The 15,507-nt window shown below is 57.4% G+C and carries 14 protein-coding genes and 1 tRNA gene; 7 read left to right on the forward strand and 8 right to left on the reverse strand.

Annotated elements, in window-relative coordinates; all coding sequences use genetic code 11:
- Positions 1–99: 99 nt before the first annotated feature.
- On the reverse strand, positions 100–702 hold the full coding sequence (locus PL640_RS12015; protein ID WP_271362113.1) for a hypothetical protein: 603 nt from the start codon (positions 700–702) through the stop codon (positions 100–102).
- A 176-nt stretch (positions 703–878) separates the two neighbouring features.
- Between PL640_RS12015 and PL640_RS12020 the strand changes: the two genes are divergently transcribed.
- From PL640_RS12020 to PL640_RS12035, 4 genes are all read left to right on the forward strand, one after another.
- Positions 879–1,823, forward strand: a complete 945-nt coding sequence (locus tag PL640_RS12020) for an alpha/beta hydrolase (RefSeq protein ID WP_271362114.1) — start codon at positions 879–881, stop codon at positions 1,821–1,823.
- A gap of 185 nt (positions 1,824–2,008) precedes the next feature.
- Positions 2,009–3,472 carry a P-loop ATPase, Sll1717 family gene (locus tag PL640_RS12025; RefSeq protein ID WP_271362115.1) on the forward strand — a complete coding sequence of 488 codons (1,464 nt, stop codon included), beginning with the start codon at positions 2,009–2,011 and terminating at the stop codon, positions 3,470–3,472.
- 95 nt (positions 3,473–3,567) lie between these two features.
- Positions 3,568–4,023 carry a PRC-barrel domain-containing protein gene (locus PL640_RS12030; RefSeq protein ID WP_271362116.1) on the forward strand — a complete coding sequence of 152 codons (456 nt, stop codon included), beginning with the start codon at positions 3,568–3,570 and terminating at the stop codon, positions 4,021–4,023.
- A 200-nt stretch (positions 4,024–4,223) separates the two neighbouring features.
- Complete coding sequence (locus tag PL640_RS12035) at positions 4,224–4,793, forward strand: DUF922 domain-containing Zn-dependent protease (RefSeq protein ID WP_405049194.1); 570 nt, start codon at positions 4,224–4,226, stop codon at positions 4,791–4,793.
- Positions 4,794–4,800: 7 nt separating this feature from the next.
- Here the strand turns inward: PL640_RS12035 and PL640_RS12040 are convergent, their stop codons facing one another.
- A complete protein-coding gene (locus PL640_RS12040) occupies positions 4,801–5,403 on the reverse strand; it encodes a J domain-containing protein (protein ID WP_046798137.1) in 603 nt (200 codons plus the stop codon).
- Positions 5,404–5,800: 397 nt separating this feature from the next.
- Here PL640_RS12040 and PL640_RS12045 point away from each other — a divergent pair, with 397 nt between their 5' ends.
- The gene (locus tag PL640_RS12045) at positions 5,801–6,154 is read left to right on the forward strand and encodes a nuclear transport factor 2 family protein (protein WP_271362118.1); all 354 of its coding nucleotides are present in this window, start codon (positions 5,801–5,803) and stop codon (positions 6,152–6,154) included.
- Between the two features lie 60 nt (positions 6,155–6,214).
- Here PL640_RS12045 and PL640_RS12050 read toward each other — a convergent pair.
- A tRNA-Thr gene (locus PL640_RS12050) sits at positions 6,215–6,290 on the reverse strand.
- Between the two features lie 210 nt (positions 6,291–6,500).
- Between PL640_RS12050 and PL640_RS12055 the strand changes: the two genes are divergently transcribed.
- Positions 6,501–8,240: a GGDEF domain-containing protein gene (locus PL640_RS12055; protein ID WP_271362119.1), complete on the forward strand. Its 1,740-nt coding sequence runs from the start codon at positions 6,501–6,503 to the stop codon at positions 8,238–8,240.
- A gap of 90 nt (positions 8,241–8,330) precedes the next feature.
- Here PL640_RS12055 and PL640_RS12060 read toward each other — a convergent pair whose 3' ends face one another.
- The 5 genes from PL640_RS12060 to PL640_RS12080 form a co-directional block, all read right to left on the reverse strand.
- Entirely contained in the window at positions 8,331–9,440 is a 1,110-nt protein-coding gene (locus PL640_RS12060; protein ID WP_142840202.1) for an endonuclease/exonuclease/phosphatase family protein, read from the reverse strand.
- Between the two features lie 59 nt (positions 9,441–9,499).
- Positions 9,500–10,528 carry an ABC transporter ATP-binding protein gene (locus PL640_RS12065; protein ID WP_271362120.1) on the reverse strand — a complete coding sequence of 343 codons (1,029 nt, stop codon included), beginning with the start codon at positions 10,526–10,528 and terminating at the stop codon, positions 9,500–9,502.
- Positions 10,516–12,210, reverse strand: a complete 1,695-nt coding sequence (locus tag PL640_RS12070) for an ABC transporter permease (protein ID WP_271362121.1) — start codon at positions 12,208–12,210, stop codon at positions 10,516–10,518. The genes PL640_RS12065 and PL640_RS12070 overlap by 13 nt, the downstream gene beginning before the upstream one ends.
- Before the next feature lie 9 nt (positions 12,211–12,219).
- Positions 12,220–13,203, reverse strand: a complete 984-nt coding sequence (locus PL640_RS12075; protein ID WP_149900249.1) for an ABC transporter substrate-binding protein — start codon at positions 13,201–13,203, stop codon at positions 12,220–12,222.
- A gap of 332 nt (positions 13,204–13,535) precedes the next feature.
- The gene (locus PL640_RS12080) at positions 13,536–14,780 is read right to left on the reverse strand and encodes an aminotransferase-like domain-containing protein (protein ID WP_271362122.1); all 1,245 of its coding nucleotides are present in this window, start codon (positions 14,778–14,780) and stop codon (positions 13,536–13,538) included.
- Between the two features lie 276 nt (positions 14,781–15,056).
- On the opposite strand from PL640_RS12080, the gene PL640_RS12085 reads away from it, so the two are divergent.
- A complete protein-coding gene (locus tag PL640_RS12085; protein WP_142840207.1) occupies positions 15,057–15,506 on the forward strand; it encodes an RbsD/FucU family protein in 450 nt (149 codons plus the stop codon).
- The last annotated feature ends 1 nt before the right edge of the window (position 15,507 follow it).

Genomic DNA, 15,507 nt, shown 5'->3' on the forward strand with positions numbered 1-15,507 from the left:
TAGCCGAAGCATTTCCAACATCGGTTCACGGCCGCTTCACGTCCGGAAATGCGTAAAACACAAAGCACGTCGAGCGCCTCCGTTTAACCGGATACCGTTCTAACCCTCGCAGCGGCTGGCCCGCGTTGCAATCTGCGCTGCTCCAAACACCTTCACCAGATCCGCATCGATGGACATCGGAATGTAGTCCTCATTTTCCGCGGGCTTGATATAGGTCGAGAAATAAATCGGCCCACTCGGCAGGGTGCCGGCGACGCAGACGCGCAATATCTCTATCTCCGTGCTGCCGCGGATGCGCGGCCCCTCAATGCGCGAGTGACGCACCTTCTCCTGCAATGCGGTGAGCCGTGCCACATCCTCGGGCTTTATTCTCCACGCGGTTGTGCCCCATCCGGCCCGGTTTTTTGCCTTGAACCGGGCGCGGTCAGCTTCAGACATATCTTCTTCAATCAGCCCGAATGTTTCGACAGTCTTGTTCTTAACCCCATCGGTGGCGCTGCGGATGATCATCACCGCATCACCGGCACGGAGTGAAAGGAAGGTGGGAAGCTGCAACCCCACCCGCACATGCTCGAAATTCATCGTCAGAAAATCGAGTCGCATCAGCTTGGGAATACTGGAAATCGGCGTGGTCATGCAGCCGGAGAGAAATACGATCAAAATAAGCAATGGTTTGAAATGTGATAATGTCAATGTCATCATGAAACCCTGAAGACTGTGGCGCAATATGAACGGCCGCCGCATCGAGTTTCCCGAAGCTGAAGCCATTAGATCGCCCGCAAACTTGCAAGGAGAGCATTACCGCAACATTATGCCCTGACGACGCGGTTCCCACGAACGTGGATTATCGTCTGGGAATAGCAGCAGGGAGACACGGCATGCATCGAAAAAATCTGGCGGCCTTCTGCCTTTTGCTTTCCTGCGGACCGGCCTTCCCCGGACAGATCGAGGATGCAACTTTCCAGAGCGCCGCCCTCAACGCGCCGCTTCCCGTCAATATCTACCGCCCGGACGGCACGCCGCCTGAAAACGGCTGGCCGGTGCTTTATCTCCTGCATGGCCATGATGGCGACCAGAATAGCTGGCGCGATCTCGGCAACATCGAAAAGACCCTCGATACGCTCATCGAAGCAGGCGCCATCCGTCCGCTGGTGGTCGTCATGCCCGGCGTCAAAAACAGCTGGTACGTCGATTCCGCCGCCGTCGGCGGCCCCGGCGACTATGAAACGGCACTGACCGGCGATCTGCGCCACCAGATCGAAAAAACCCTGCCGGTTCGCAAGGATCGTGAAGGTCGCGCCATTGCCGGCCTTTCCATGGGCGGTTTCGGTGCCCTGCATCTCGCCTATGGCCACGAAGACCTCTATGGCGCCGTCGCCAGCCTGTCCGGCGCGATCTGGCAGAACGTGCCCGCCTCCGATCTCGACAAGACACCCGCCGAATTGAAGCTCATTCAGGACAGCGCCTTTTTCCACCAGGTCGACCGCACCACCATCACCAGCGGCATCGTGCTGCCTTCCACCGGTGACCATTTCTCCGGCGCCTTCGGCACGCCTTTCGATGCAAGGCTCTTTAACGAGAAAAACGTCTTCACCCTCGTCGCCCAGCACGTCGCCGAAAGCGAGGATCTGCCCGCAACCTATCTGACCGTCGGGGATGATGACGGCTTCTTCCTCTGGCGCGGCGCCATCGCTCTGCATGAGACCCTACAGGCCGACAAGCGCAAATCCGAACTGCGGGTGACCGATGGCGATCACGTCTGGTCAGTGTGGAAAATTTCGATCATCGACGCGCTGAAGTTTGTGGATAGTCTGTGGAAATAGCGTTAGCGCGTCTCTAGGAAGATGGTTCTTCAATTCCCAAAATAAACATCGCGAACAACACACTCGCGCAAACGCAAGTTGTGGAAGCCGAACTTACGAAGGAAGAAAATCAGCGCTTTAAGTTTCCTCTAATTTAGTTTTAAACTACTTTGAGTCGAAATGAGAAATCATAGGAGCGCAACTTGGTGGCCCTTTCTGAACGTTATTTTGGTGACTTGGAAGCATTTGACGAAGCTAATCAAAACGATTCGTTTTTTGAAAATACGTTTGTATTGCCAAGTTCGCTGAGCATGGAGGCGCTTAAGAACAATCGAAAGTTCATAATCGTCGGCCGAAAGGGTTCCGGTAAAACCTCAGTGCAAATGCACCTAGCCGATACAGTGAAGAAGAAAGGTTACTTCGTTCATCATTTTCGGTTTTTTTATGATCTCCGTACAGACGATTATGCAGACATTGCAAAAACACAAAATGAAATTTCGTTCTCCAGTGTTTTGAGTAACAAAAACCTTTTCCTACATTATGACTTCAGAGACATCTGGGAGAGAGTATTTTTCCAAAAAATCGCCAATACACTGACATCTGAAGGGTACTCAAATAAATTTACTGATTTTGTCGAGCCACAAAGTTCAATTTTATCAAATATATTTGATGGAATCAGCAAGACACTTACCGTTAAAATAAAGCCTAAGATGGGACCAATCGCTGCAGAGATTGGCATCGATCTAAGTAAGCTTGAAAGGCCAGACGAGCTACCGATAAAAGTATTTAATAAGATTACACGCGAACTATTTGCGAAACACTGCATTCAATTTCAAATGTATTTCTTCGTTGACGAATTGGTTTTTTCACGACTAGACGCTAGGGAGGATGAAATTACAATTAGAGCAGCCATGGTTAGAGATATAATTCGAACAGTGTGGGAATTAAACTCTTACTCCTACCAGAATAAGATGGAGTTTCATTTCATCTGCTCGATCAGACCCGAGGTCCGAAATATGATCAACGACCTGGACTCCGAGTCTGGAAAATATCTTGATGGAAAAGACGTTGAACTCAACTGGATCACTCGATCATCAGACAATAGACTCCTTATAGTTGATGTTTTGAGAAAAAAAGTAGAGTATAGTCACTTCAAGAAAACTGCTTTTGACAGTTTTTTTACTGAGAAAATCAAATTCGGTTCAAGACAGTTTTCCGTTGATCAATTTGTTAGAGAAAATATGTGGGGAAGACCTCGCGATGTCGTGAGACTTTTAATAGCAATTCAAAAAAAATCACCCAACGCGGAATTGATTTCAGAAATCGAGATTAAAGCAGGCCTTGATGAGTATTCCAGGATGTCGCTAAAAGAACTAGTGGATGAACTTGGCGTCACCTTTGGCTCTCAGGTAATAGACACACTTCGATTTGGAATCAGGAAAAAAAACTACAAAAGCGTTGATGAACTCTGGAATTCTTTGAACAATACAAAATTAAACGTAAATAGGGACCGATTTATAAAAGAATTATTTGAACTCGGATTCATCGGCGGACATCTCCCAGCGCAAGGGAAGTATTTTTGGTTTCATCGTGGTGAGAGTTACCTAAAACCAGATCATAACATTATCATACATCCTGGCCTCTGGAATGAGTTGAGTATCCGCGGTTAAGTCATAGAAATATCAGAAGTTCGTCTGGAACCAAATCCGCCCCCCATCGTTTCTTCCCCGAACGCAACGTTCAGCATACAAAGGGAAGAAACATCATGAAAATCAAGGTCATCGCGCTCGCTGCCGCGGCAGCGCTCTCCTCTTCCGTGGCTTTTGCCCAGACGGCCACCACGGCCCCTGCCGCCGGCGCGGATGCCGCTTTGTCCGGCCCCGGCATCACCATGGGCACCAAGGCCAACGGCCCGCTGAAGTTCGTGAATGTCCAGAAGACCGATCTCACCGCCTCCCAGCTCGACGGTCTCGACATCTACAATGCCCAGAACGAAAACATCGGCGAAATCGAAGATGTCGTCATCGGTGACGGCAAGGCGGTGATCGGCCTTGTGGCCAGCGTCGGCGGTTTCCTCGGCATCGACAAGAGCTACGTGGTGCTCGACCCGGCCTCGGTCGCGGTCAACAACGACAACGGCACCTGGAAGGCCTATGTCGACACCACCAAGGAAGCGCTGCAAAATGCGCCGAAGCTCGACTACGACAAGCTGGACGACTGATTACCCCTGCAGTCGCAAGCTTGCCCCCGCGATCCGTCATCGCGGGGGTTTTTCCTGCGTTATATTCCGGCGGGGCATCTGGTAATCCCATCGCACAGACCTTGCCTGACAGCCCGCCTCTCGCCTATCTTCGGCACGCAAATCACAAGGATCCATGCGTGCCCGCCAAGACCGTCTCCGCCCTCGCCACCAGCACCGTCATGATGTTGCTAAGCGCCGTTCCGCTGTCCGCGCAATCCACCGGCTGGAAACCCGCAGAGCAGATAAAAACCTATGCCATCAGCGGCAATACCGGCGGTGCACTGTACCAGTCGATCGGCGAACGCGGCCCGACCGCCGGCGTACAGGCGATCGCCCACACGACCTTCAAGCTGACCTGGCGGCGGGATTATCGTCCGCAGCCAGACGGCGCCTGTGTGCTGGCCACCGCAAGGCCCAATCTCACCATCATCTACACCTGGCCGAAAGCACCGGCGCAATTGCCATCCGCCGTTGCCGCCAGCTGGAAAACCTTCATTTCCGGCGTCGAAACCCATGAGCGTGTCCATGGCGAACATATTCTCGACATGGTGCAGAAGATCGAAGCCTTCAGCACGGGTCTGAGGGCAGAAAACGATCCGAAATGCCAGAAGGTGCGCGTTGTCCTGCAGCAACGGCTGGGCGAGCTTTCCAACGAGCAGCGCCAGCGCGGCCGTGATTTCGACCGCGACGAGCTTTCCCCCGGCGGGCGGGTGCACAAGCTCATTCTCGCGCTGGTCAACGGGCCCTGAAGAGCGATTACTCCGCCGCCTCGCCTTTCAGCAGCGGCTCGGACAGCACCATCGTCTCCAGCTCATAGGAATAGCCCTCGAGCATCGTATAGGCCTGCTCGATCGCCTCAATCTGGGCCTCCGCATTGCGGATGGCTTCGGCGATCGACTGGCTGCGGGCGCGCAGCATGGAACTCAGCACATCGGTCTCCGGCTTCCTGCCAAGACGATCCATGTGTTTGCGAACCCGGGTGCGGTGCCGCTCAAGTTCCAGAATATGGAAGCGGCTTTTGAGAATATCGTCAGTGAGCTTGCGACGCATGGCGGCCACGGGATCAAAACTTCCGGGTTCGCGCTCATCCAGAATGAATTCGTTGACCAGTGTTTCCAGCATCAGCAGACCCTTCAGGTCCTTGGCGTCGGCAAGCTGTGGATCGTAACCCGTATCGTCGAACACTTTGCGGCGCACCGGATCCTTCAAAAGCTCGTAAGCCGTTTGCAGGCGGGCGAATTGATCGGCGTCGCCACCGCTGTCGGGATGGGCCGCCTTGGCAACCTTGCGATAGGCCGACTTGACCGCCGCCTCGTCGGCATCACGCTCCACGCCAAGCAAAACATAGGGATCGATCACAAAAACACCTTCAAACGCAAACTGTTACCCGCATGCCCGATACCACCGTCACAAGACCTGCGGGCGGATCATAAGCCAAATCCGCCCCGCACGGCACCCCGCACCGGCGGTTAAACCGGCAAAGCCCACATAAAAGCCTCATGGCACGCCGCAGGACGACCGGCGGAAAAGCCCTTGATGCCGAAATTTGTCGGACCCAAGGCGACTATAATGACAGGCGGGACAAAATTGTGGAAAGCGGCAGCAAAACATGCCGCCACTCCACGCGCCGCCTTCGCGGCAGGCCACCGTAAAACACTTTTGTGAAGGCGTAAGGAGCGCGTTTTCAGGAGGTTATGGTGGAAACTCCCCAACGGGTGTAAGCTCGGCTTTTGGATCTGAAGGGAGGGATGATCCGATGCCGCAAACCATTACCCAGACCGTCACGGACTATGTGCACGCCATGGCCTATGCCGATGAGGGCCTGATGCGTGACGTTTTCGACCCGCGCGCCAGCATCGTCGGTACCTTCGAAGGGGAGACCGAATGGCTGTCGCTGGAGGACTTCGTTGACCAGATGCGAAAAAACGAACGCGGCCTGCCGGATCACGACCCCACATTCGAAATCATGGGCATCGACAAGGAGGGCGACAGCGCCTCGGTGAAGCTGACGACAAGTTTCGATGGCATGGATTTTTACGAATATCTGTCCCTGCTGGAACACGACGGCAACTGGTCGATCGTGCACAAGCTCTACCACATCAAGCGGTAGGTGCCGTCCGGAAAAGCAACGAAAGTGCGGATTGGGGCAGGTTCAAGCTATTGAAAATACTGGTGCCCCCGACAAGGTTCGAACTCGTGACCCCCTGATTACAAATCAGGTGCTCTACCAACTGAGCTACAAGGGCAATCCAGTGCCTTGCCAACTATCAGATTCTGACTTGGTGTAAAGCAAAAACTGATGACACTGCATCAGCGAATAGCTTTTCCACATCACCTGCTCTCGTCGTCCCCTTGACTATCATCGCGGCAAACGCCCGGAAAATAAGCGAAGTATTTACGCAGCGGCGGTAAGATGGCGATGAAACATAACCATTGCAGCGAGAACGACGCCTCAGATGCGCGCGAGCATACAGAAAATACAGCTGACAGGCACGATCGTCATCGCCGCGAGTTCAATACTGCTGGCCACTCTGGCCGCAGTGCCAAGTGTCGCCAATTACCTGCGTTACCGCACCAATGCTGCCCAGCTCACCCGTTTCGAAACTGCACTTCAGTCCGCATGGCTGATCTCGGCCGAGCGCGGCCCTGCAAACAATCTGATGGGCGCATCCGCCCCCGATCCGAAGCTGGTGGAAGGGCTTGCGGCTGCACGCAAGGCGACGGATGACAAGCTGTCGGAACTTGAAGTTTCCTTCACCGAGGAAATCAAGGCCCAGCCCGAATTTGCCAAATCACTCGCCGAAACCCGCCAGAAACTGGCGCAATCCCGCGAAGCCGTGGATCGGGTTGCCGCGCTGCCCCCTGCCACACGCAGCCAAAGCGCCATGTCCAGCGCGATTCTATCGATGTTCAAGGCGGCTGACAGCGTCAACCTGCTGCGCGGCAAGGTGGCACGCGCCGTCATCAAGGTCACGCCTGAAGTGGCGATCGATATCACCATGACCGGCACCGCCGGCGTGATGCGCGACAGGATCGGGCGGCTCGGCTCTTATGTGGTGATGAGCCTGCGGGCAAACAGGCAGGAAAAGCTGGGATATCGTGCCAGGTTTGACAATGAGATGCAGAGCCTGTTGTCGCTGAAAGCGTCGCTGATCAACTACACCGCCGCCTATCTCTCGACGCCGCAACTGGACAAGGCGTTTCAGGATATGGAGACCTATTATTTCGGTCAGGCGCTGCGTTATGCGCAGAATACCATCGTGATAACCATGCCCTCCGCCCAGCCGAGCATTCTTGAATTCTCCAGGAACTATATTGCCGGCATGCGCTCGTCCGATACGCTGCGCGACCTCATTCTCGCCGAAACCCGGGCAAGACTCGAGAAAAGGAAGAACGAGGCTCTGGTCTTTGGTGCAGCATCCCTTCTTCTTGCCGCCTTCGCGGTTCTGGTCCTGCTGCGGCTTACTTCCGTCTATAGAACGGCGCTGTTCCAGCCCATGCAATCCGTCCGGGCGCAGATCGCCGCGATCGCCGCCGGAGACCTTTCCGAAGCCCGTTGTGAAGACAGGGTTGCTCCGGAAGTGAAGAAGATGTTCGAGGAACTCGATTTCCTGCGCGAGCAGCTTCGCCAGAAGGGCGAAATGGAAAACCAGCAGCGCGCGCTGGCCGAGCAGCTTCGCACGCTCTCTGAAACCGATGCCTTGACGGGCGTCTTCAATCGCCGTGCGCTGGAAAGGGCCGTCCGTGCCATATTGAGCGGCGAGGAACAATATCAGTCGCTCGGCGTGATGATCGTCGACATCGACCACTTCAAATCGATCAACGATCGTTATGGCCACGCCATGGGCGACCTCGCGCTGCAAAAGACGGCGGGGCTTTTGCGCAGCGCGTTGCGCAAGAACGATATTCTGGCCCGTTACGGCGGTGAGGAATTCGTCGTCGTGCTGCAGAATGTCAGCCACGCCACTGCGACGGCAACCGCCGACCGGCTTCGCCGCCTGATCGAAGCGCAGATGATCGATGAGCAAAGCGGCCTGTCGCTGACGGCAAGCTTTGGCGTGGTGTGGCAGGAAGCGCGGGCGATAAACAGCTGGGACGAGTTGATCGCAATCGCCGACGACCGGCTTTATGAAGCCAAGCGCGCCGGCCGCAACCGCGTCTGGGCCACCTATTTCCCAAAGGTCGCCAACGGATAGCTGCTGGCATGGATTGGCAAGCTGCCGGCGGCTGGAGCATTTCCAGTCAGAACAGAAATCGTTTCTTACGTCGAAAAATGCGGAAATTCTCTAGATCAGGTCCAGCGTCATCACGACAGGGCAATGGTCGGAAGCCTTGGGGCGATCCCAGCCGGTGCGCGGATAACGCTCCACCTCCTGCCCCGGCGGAAAGATGGTGCGATACGGCTGGCCCGCCCGGATGATTTCAGGAGCCCTTGCCGCGTTGATTTCAGCCAGACGTGGTGAAAGCCAGATGTAATCCAGCTGGCACAGATGCTGCTCCTGCGGCCCACGCGAATGATAAAGCGTCCAGCGATCCATGACATCGCGGCGCATCATCGGATTGGTAACGAAATCATCGGCGGTGAAGACATCGAGCGCGCTCCTCGCCTCCTCGACGGGCGTGAAACTATAGCCATTGCGCCGGTCGCCGGAAATCGCCACCCGCTCCTGATAATCGTTCATATCGCCACAGATGGCGAAATTCTTGTTGCGCGTATTGCCGACGCCCCAGCGGTTTTCGATGATACGGCGCACGGCCATGGCTTCCGCTTCGCGGATCGGCATGGTGGCGAGCCGCGCATCGACCGGATCGCGGGAATTGGTCATGGATTTGAAATGCGTGACGTAAAGTGTCAGCGGCTTGCCGCCGATCCGGAGGTCGATTTCCAGGCAATCCCGTTTGAAAATCTTGTCATCGATCTGGTTGGTGGCCGAAAGCGTCGGATTGAAGAGATCGAGATTGCGATAGGTCAGCGCCGCATGGCTCTTGATGTCGACCACCTCGATCTTGTCACCATCTCGGGTCTGCTCGCGCATGACGACGGCGACATCGATGCCGCGGCTGTCATTGCCCTCGACCAGATATTTCTGCAGGTAGCCATTACCGACCATGCGGTAAAGATAACCATATTCGAAGGCCTGCAGCGCGGCCATGTTATCGACCTCCTGCAGGCAGAGAATGTCGGCATCCGCATCCGCTATGGCGAGCGCCGAAAGCTGGCGGGTATCGTCGGTGGAGGAGACTGTCCGCGCGCTTTCCAGCGCCTGATAGGTCGCCTCGTCCCTGATATCGAACAGCTGGATCGCCCTGTCGCGCCGCGTCTGGTTGCGAAAGCCGGTGAAATCAAAACGGGTGAGAAGATTTTCGATGTTGAAGGTGGCAAGCCGAAGCGACATGGTTCATTCCTATTGCTGGAAGAAAAGCTTAACCGCTCCGACCCTGTCTCGCCAATAGTCTAAAGCCGCCACGCCGCCCTGATAGCAACCGGCAGCCTATCACCAATGGCAACCGCTTCCCGCGAGTAAGCCCTGAGCGCCTGCCCATCCGGCAGGTCGAGACGGAGGGCATAACGCTCGCCCTCGTAAAGGACCGAGGTAACGGTGCAGCTGACACCCTCAGCATCCCGCACCACATCCTGCGGCCGCACGAGAATATCCGCCTGCGGCAGGTGCCTGCCACTCTCCATCGCCGCCCGAAGCGCCGTCCAGTCAAGATCGCGCGAAACCCCTTCCGTTACCGGCAGGGTCAGGATCGCCCCCTGCCCCACCAGCGAACCGACAAGCCTGCCTTCCGGCCGCGCATAAAGCTCCGCCGGCGGCGCCACCTGCAAGAGCTTGCCCTGCGACATGACGGCGACATCGGTTGCCAGCGCCATCGCCTCGGCCTGATCATGGGTAACATAGATCATCGTCGCGCCGGAGCGGATGTGGAATTCGCGGAACGTCTCCTCCATCTCCTGGCGCAGATGCCGGTCGAGATTGGCGAGCGGCTCGTCGAGCAACACCACGTCAGGCTCGGTAACGAGGCAGCGTGCAAGCGCCACACGCTGCCGCTGGCCGCCGGACAACTCGGCGGGGCGGCGATCGGCAAAGCTCTCAAGGCGAACGGCGGCAAGCGCCTGACGCACTTTCGCGCGATATTTCTCACCGGAAATGCCGCGCACCTTCAAGGGGTAACCGGCATTGTCGGCAACCGACATATGCGGCCACAAGGCATATGACTGGAACACCATCGCCATGTTGCGCCGCTCCGGCGGCACCATGCTGCCCCCATCGGCCAGCACGCGTTCGCCAAGCAGGATGGAGCCGTCGGTCGGCTGTTCAAAACCGGCGATCATCCGCAGCACCGTCGTCTTGCCGCAGCCGGAAGGGCCGAGCAAGGCAAGGAAGCCGCCGTCGCGCACGGTAAGCGACACGTCGTCAACGGCAGGCTTCGATCCGGCTGCGAAATTTTTTGACAGGCGGTTGAGGATCAGTTTCGCCAAGGAACCACTCCTTTCGGCAGATAGCGCCCCAGAATTTCGAGCAGCAACATGAGAAAAATCACCATGATGACGACAAGCACCGAAAGCGCGGAGGCGAGATCGAAGCTGCCGCTGTCATCGAGATTGTAGATGAGGACACCGAGCGTCTGCGTGCCGGCCGACCACAGGAGCGCCGAGACCGTCAGCTCGTTACAGGCGATCAGGAAAACAAGAATAACCGAAGCGCCCGCCGCCGGGCCGACCAGCGGCAGAATGATATCCGTGAGCCGCCGCCAGAAACCGGCACCGGACAGCCGAGCGGCCTCTTCCAGCGACGGATCGAATTGCAGGAAGGCGCTGACCATGGGTTTCAGGCTGACGGCAAAGAAGGAGGAGAAATAGGCGAGCAGGATGATCCAGATCGTGCCGTAAAGCGTGATGCCCAACAACGGAATGGGGGCCGCAAAAAGCAGCACGAAGGACACCGAGATGACCACGCCCGGCAATGCATAGGGGATATCCACCAGGGCCGACAGCAGGAACATGAAGCGGCTCTTGCCGCGCACCAGGAAATAAGCGGTCAGCACCGTCACCGCCAGCAGGCAGAGCGATGTGGCGGTTGCCAGAAACAGCGAATTGCGGAAGGCGGTACGGGTGACACTCTGGCGGTAGAGCAATTCCTCATAGGCATGCAGCGTCGCGGTCTTGAGACTGAGCGGCACGCCATAGGCAGGGGCGAGCGAGCTTGCCACCAGTGCCGCGAGTGGCGCAACCAGCATGAAGAACAGCACGAGCCACAGGGCAAACTCAGCCGGCACCCGCCAGCGCGCCAGCCCGAAGGTCGCGGCCTTGCCGGAAAGGCCGATGATGCGATAGTCCCTGCCCTTCATCGCCCGTTCCTGAAGCGCGAGCCCGGCGACCGAGATGATGGCGATCATGGTGGAGAGAATGGCGATATCGCCGAAGGTGCTGGTGCCGAAACTGGCGAAACGGCTGTAGATCAGCGTCGGCAGGGTAAAGATCGACCCCGGTATGCCGAGGATTGCCGGAATGCCGAAATTGCCGACATTGGACACGAAGGAAATCGCCGCCCCGGCTATCAGCCCCGGCGTGGAAAGTGGCAGGATGATATCGAACAGCACACGCCGCGGCGAAGCGCCCGAAAGCTTGGCAGCCTCGATGCCATCCTGCGGCAGCGCAAGCAGACCGGCGCGCAGCGACAGATAGACAAGCGGTGCATGCTGCACGCCGAGCAGCAGCGCGATGCCCGCAATCGAATAAAGCGGCTGCGGCGATCCCATCGGCGGCGCAAGACCGATGGCCTTTAACAGCGTACTCGACGGGCCGGTCATGCCGATCCACGACAGCGCCGTCACCTGCGGCGGGATCATCATCGGCAGCATGAACAGGAAGCTTAAGATCGACTTGCCACGAATGTCGCAAAGCGTCAGCAAAAGCGCGAAGGCGCCGCCAATCGCCAGCGAGATCAGCATGCCGAAAAACGAGGTGGAGAGCGTGTTTAGCGCCGCATCCCAAAGGGCTGGATCAGCGAGAAGCCGCCATATGTCACCATTGAGTGATGAAATGATGCCGGTATAGGCCAGCCGGCCGAGCGGCAGGGCGCTGAGGGCAAAAACGACACTCACCACAAAAGGAAACAGCCAGCGCGGCTGGCTGCTTCCATAGGCACTTGAACGGGACATGCCGCTATATCAGCCCTTGGAGCCGAAAATATCGGAGAAGGTCTTCAGGTCCTGCTCTGAGTTCTTCAGCGCATCAGCAGCGCTGAGCGGCAGAACCTTGATCTTGTCGCGGGCCGGGAAACCTTCCGGCATGCCGGCATCGGCACGAACAGGAATGTAGCCGAGCTTGACGAAGCCCTGCTGGCCTTTTTCCGAAAGCACGTAGTCAACGAACTTCTTGGCGGCTTCCTCGTGCTTGGTGCCCTTGATGATCGCGACCGGCTCGGTGACGGCCGAAACACCCTCTTCCGGGAAAACGAACTCGACCGGCGCGCCCTTGGCCTTTTCGCGGATCGGCATGTAATCGACGACCACGCCGTAAGCCTTTTCGCCCGAAGCGACAGACTTCAGAACCGCACCGTTGCCGCCGCCGGCAATGGCTTCATTGGCCTTCAGCTGCTTGTAATAGTCCCAGCCGAGACCATCGGCAGCAGCAAGCGTCTGCGCATGGATCAGCGCCGCACCCGAGGTCAGCGGGCTCGGCATGGTCACGAGACCCTTGGCTTCAGCCTTGGCCAGATCCTTCCAGCTCGTCGGCTTCATCGCGGCAGCGGTGTTGTACATGATGCCTGTCGTGATGAGCTTGGTGGAGTAATAGAAGCCGTCCGCATCATAAAGCGAAGCATCGATGTTCTTGGCTTCGGCAGACTTGTGGGCCAGCAACTGGCCAGCCTGCTTCATGCGCTCGAGCGTCACGGTGTCGGCGATCAACAGCACGTCGGCAACCGGATTGCCGGCGCTGATCTCAGCCATCAGCTTGGCCATGATCTTCGGCGTTCCGTCACGCACCCATTCGACTTCAAGACCGGGATTGGCGGCCTTGAAACCATCAACGGTCGCCTGCGCGTCCTCGTTCGGCTGGCTGGTATAGAGCACCAGATCGGCGGCATTGGCAGCGGTGGCGATGAAGCCGAGCGATACGATGGCGGTGAAAGCGGAAAGCAGCGTTTTCATGGGTCCAGTCCCTGTTGTTTGGTGGGACCGCTTAAACATGATTGCATAACATGTATGTGACAGGCAGGATTTTTGGGGTGGGTTCTCTTGGGGCCAGCGGGGTTGAGAAGAACAATGTTCCACTGGTAGTCGCGGCTTACCCCCCTCTGCCCTGCCGGGCATCTCCCCCACAAGGAGGGAGATCGGCAAGAGGCTCTCTCACAACTTCATTCTCAAACGTTGAGATGGGCGATACCTCGCCACGGGTCGATCTCCCCCCTTGTGGGGGAGATGTCTGGCAGGACAGAGGGGGGTGAAGCCGCACCCTCCACCGCTGCCGTAAGCCGATGACATCAAATCGCCGGCAGCACTTCACCCGTTTCCGCCTGAGCCGTCGTAATCAACCGGCCAAGTCGCTTCATACCCTCTTCAATCATCGCCTCGTTGGCGCAGGAGAAGCTGATGCGCAGCGTGTTCGTGCCCGAACCATCCGCAAAGAATGCACGGCCGGGAACGAAGGCCACCTTTTCCGTGGCGATGGATTTTGCCAGCAGGGCGGCGCCATCCATGCCCTCCGGCAACGTGACCCAGATGAACATGCCACCTTCCGGCTTCGTCCAGTGCGTACCCTTCGGCATGTACCTGTCGAGTGCGGCCAGCATCGCATTGCGGCGGGCGCTATAGGCGGCCTTGATCTTGGCCACCTGCTTGTCGAAACCGCGCGAGGCGACACGTTCGATGGCGATCTGGTTGATGGTCGAGGAATGCAGGTCGGCGGCCTGCTTCATCAGCACCAGCTTGCGGATAACAGGTGCGGAAGCGACGATGTAACCGACGCGAAGGCCCGGTGCGAGCGTCTTGGAGAAGCTGCCGCAATAGATAGTGCGGGTGTTCTCGATGCCGCCGGAACGGGCAATGTCGAGCGCCATGATCGGCGGAACCGCCTCGCCATCGTAACGCAGCGACTGATAGGCGGCGTCTTCGATGACGGCGATGTCGAGCTCGTCGGCCAGCGCCAGAACCTTTTCACGGCCGGCCAGATCGACGGTCTCGCCGGTCGGATTGGAAAAATCGGCCGAGAGATAGGCGAACTTCACCGCACCGCCATGCTTGGCAGCGGTTTCGCGGTAGGCCTCCGGCGTGCGGTTGCCGCCGGGATTGAGCTGATCGTAACTCGGCTCATAGGCGTTGAAGGCGGAAAGTGCGCCGAGATAGGTCGGCCAGGTGACCAGCGCCGTATCCTTCGGCGACAGGAACAGCTTGCCGAGGTAATCGAGACCCTGCTGCGAGCCGGAAACGATGAAGACATTGTCGGCGGTGCAGTCGATGCCGATATCGACCATCTCGCCCGCCAGCCATTCGCGCAGCGGCTTGTAACCCTCGCTCACCGAATATTGCAGCGCTGCATTGACCTGCGCGCCTGAAAAAATTTCGGCATAAGCCTGCTGGAATTCCTCTGCGGGGAAAAGAGCCGGGTCCGGAATACCGCCGGCAAAGGAGATGATGTCGGGCTGCTCGAGCAGCTTCAGCAGCTCGCGGATTTCAGACGCTTTCATGCGCGAAGAGCGCGTGGCGAAAATTTGTTCCCAATCTAGCATGGGTACGTTTCCTCTTGTGTCGTTTTTATGCGTGCATCTTTACAGAAATGTCGATATGTCAGCAATACTGACTTATCAGTTTTTCGAATTATTTCTGCCTCCCTGCACATTGCCCGCAGCCGGCCCTCCCTGAGGCCCGTTTTTGCGGACAAAGCCAAATACACCCTCCCGCAAAGCTTCACAATCTCACCTTTGCGATTGACGCGGCAAGCTTTTCCGGCTGGATTGCGGCCAAGCGCCGTCACGCGGCGAAAGCATCCATGGGAGTGAGACGACATGCTGAAAAATATCGATCCGGCGCTGAACGCCGATGTGCTGCACGCGCTGCGCGCCATGGGGCACGGCGATACGCTGGTAATCTCCGACACCAATTTCCCGTCCGATTCGGTTTCCCGTCACACAACGGTCGGCAAGGTGCTGCATATCGACAACGTCTCTGCCGCGCGCGCCATGCAGGCGATCCTGTCCGTCCTGCCGCTCGATACGCCATTGCAGCCCTCGGTCGGCCGCATGGAAGTGATGGGCGCACCCGATCAGCTGGAGCCGGTCCAGGCCGAGGTGCAGAAGGAAATCGACGCAGCGGAAGGAAAATCCGCACCGATGTATGGCATCGAGCGTTTCGCTTTTTACGAAAGAGCCAAACAGGCCTATTGCGTCATCACGACAGGCGAAACGCGGTTTTATGGCTGCTTTCTGCTGACAAAGGGCGTCATCCCGCCGAAGTGAT

Origin of the sequence: Agrobacterium sp. ST15.16.024 (assembly GCF_027956545.1) — a bacterium.
Taxonomy (GTDB): Bacteria; Pseudomonadota; Alphaproteobacteria; order Rhizobiales; family Rhizobiaceae; genus Agrobacterium; species Agrobacterium cucumeris.

Coding starts and splice junctions, on each gene's coding strand:
- PL640_RS12075 (WP_149900249.1), bottom strand. CDS start 13,203: ATGAAAACGCTGCTTTCCGCTTTCACCGCCATCGTATCGCTCGGCTTC.
- PL640_RS12055 (WP_271362119.1), top strand. CDS start 6,501: ATGCGCGCGAGCATACAGAAAATACAGCTGACAGGCACGATCGTCATC.
- PL640_RS12045 (WP_271362118.1), top strand. CDS start 5,801: ATGCCGCAAACCATTACCCAGACCGTCACGGACTATGTGCACGCCATG.
- PL640_RS12015 (WP_271362113.1), bottom strand. CDS start 702: ATGATGACATTGACATTATCACATTTCAAACCATTGCTTATTTTGATC.
- PL640_RS12020 (WP_271362114.1), top strand. CDS start 879: ATGCATCGAAAAAATCTGGCGGCCTTCTGCCTTTTGCTTTCCTGCGGA.
- PL640_RS12070 (WP_271362121.1), bottom strand. CDS start 12,210: ATGTCCCGTTCAAGTGCCTATGGAAGCAGCCAGCCGCGCTGGCTGTTT.
- PL640_RS12030 (WP_271362116.1), top strand. CDS start 3,568: ATGAAAATCAAGGTCATCGCGCTCGCTGCCGCGGCAGCGCTCTCCTCT.
- PL640_RS12080 (WP_271362122.1), bottom strand. CDS start 14,780: ATGCTAGATTGGGAACAAATTTTCGCCACGCGCTCTTCGCGCATGAAA.
- PL640_RS12035 (WP_405049194.1), top strand. CDS start 4,224: ATGATGTTGCTAAGCGCCGTTCCGCTGTCCGCGCAATCCACCGGCTGG.
- PL640_RS12060 (WP_142840202.1), bottom strand. CDS start 9,440: ATGTCGCTTCGGCTTGCCACCTTCAACATCGAAAATCTTCTCACCCGT.
- PL640_RS12085 (WP_142840207.1), top strand. CDS start 15,057: ATGCTGAAAAATATCGATCCGGCGCTGAACGCCGATGTGCTGCACGCG.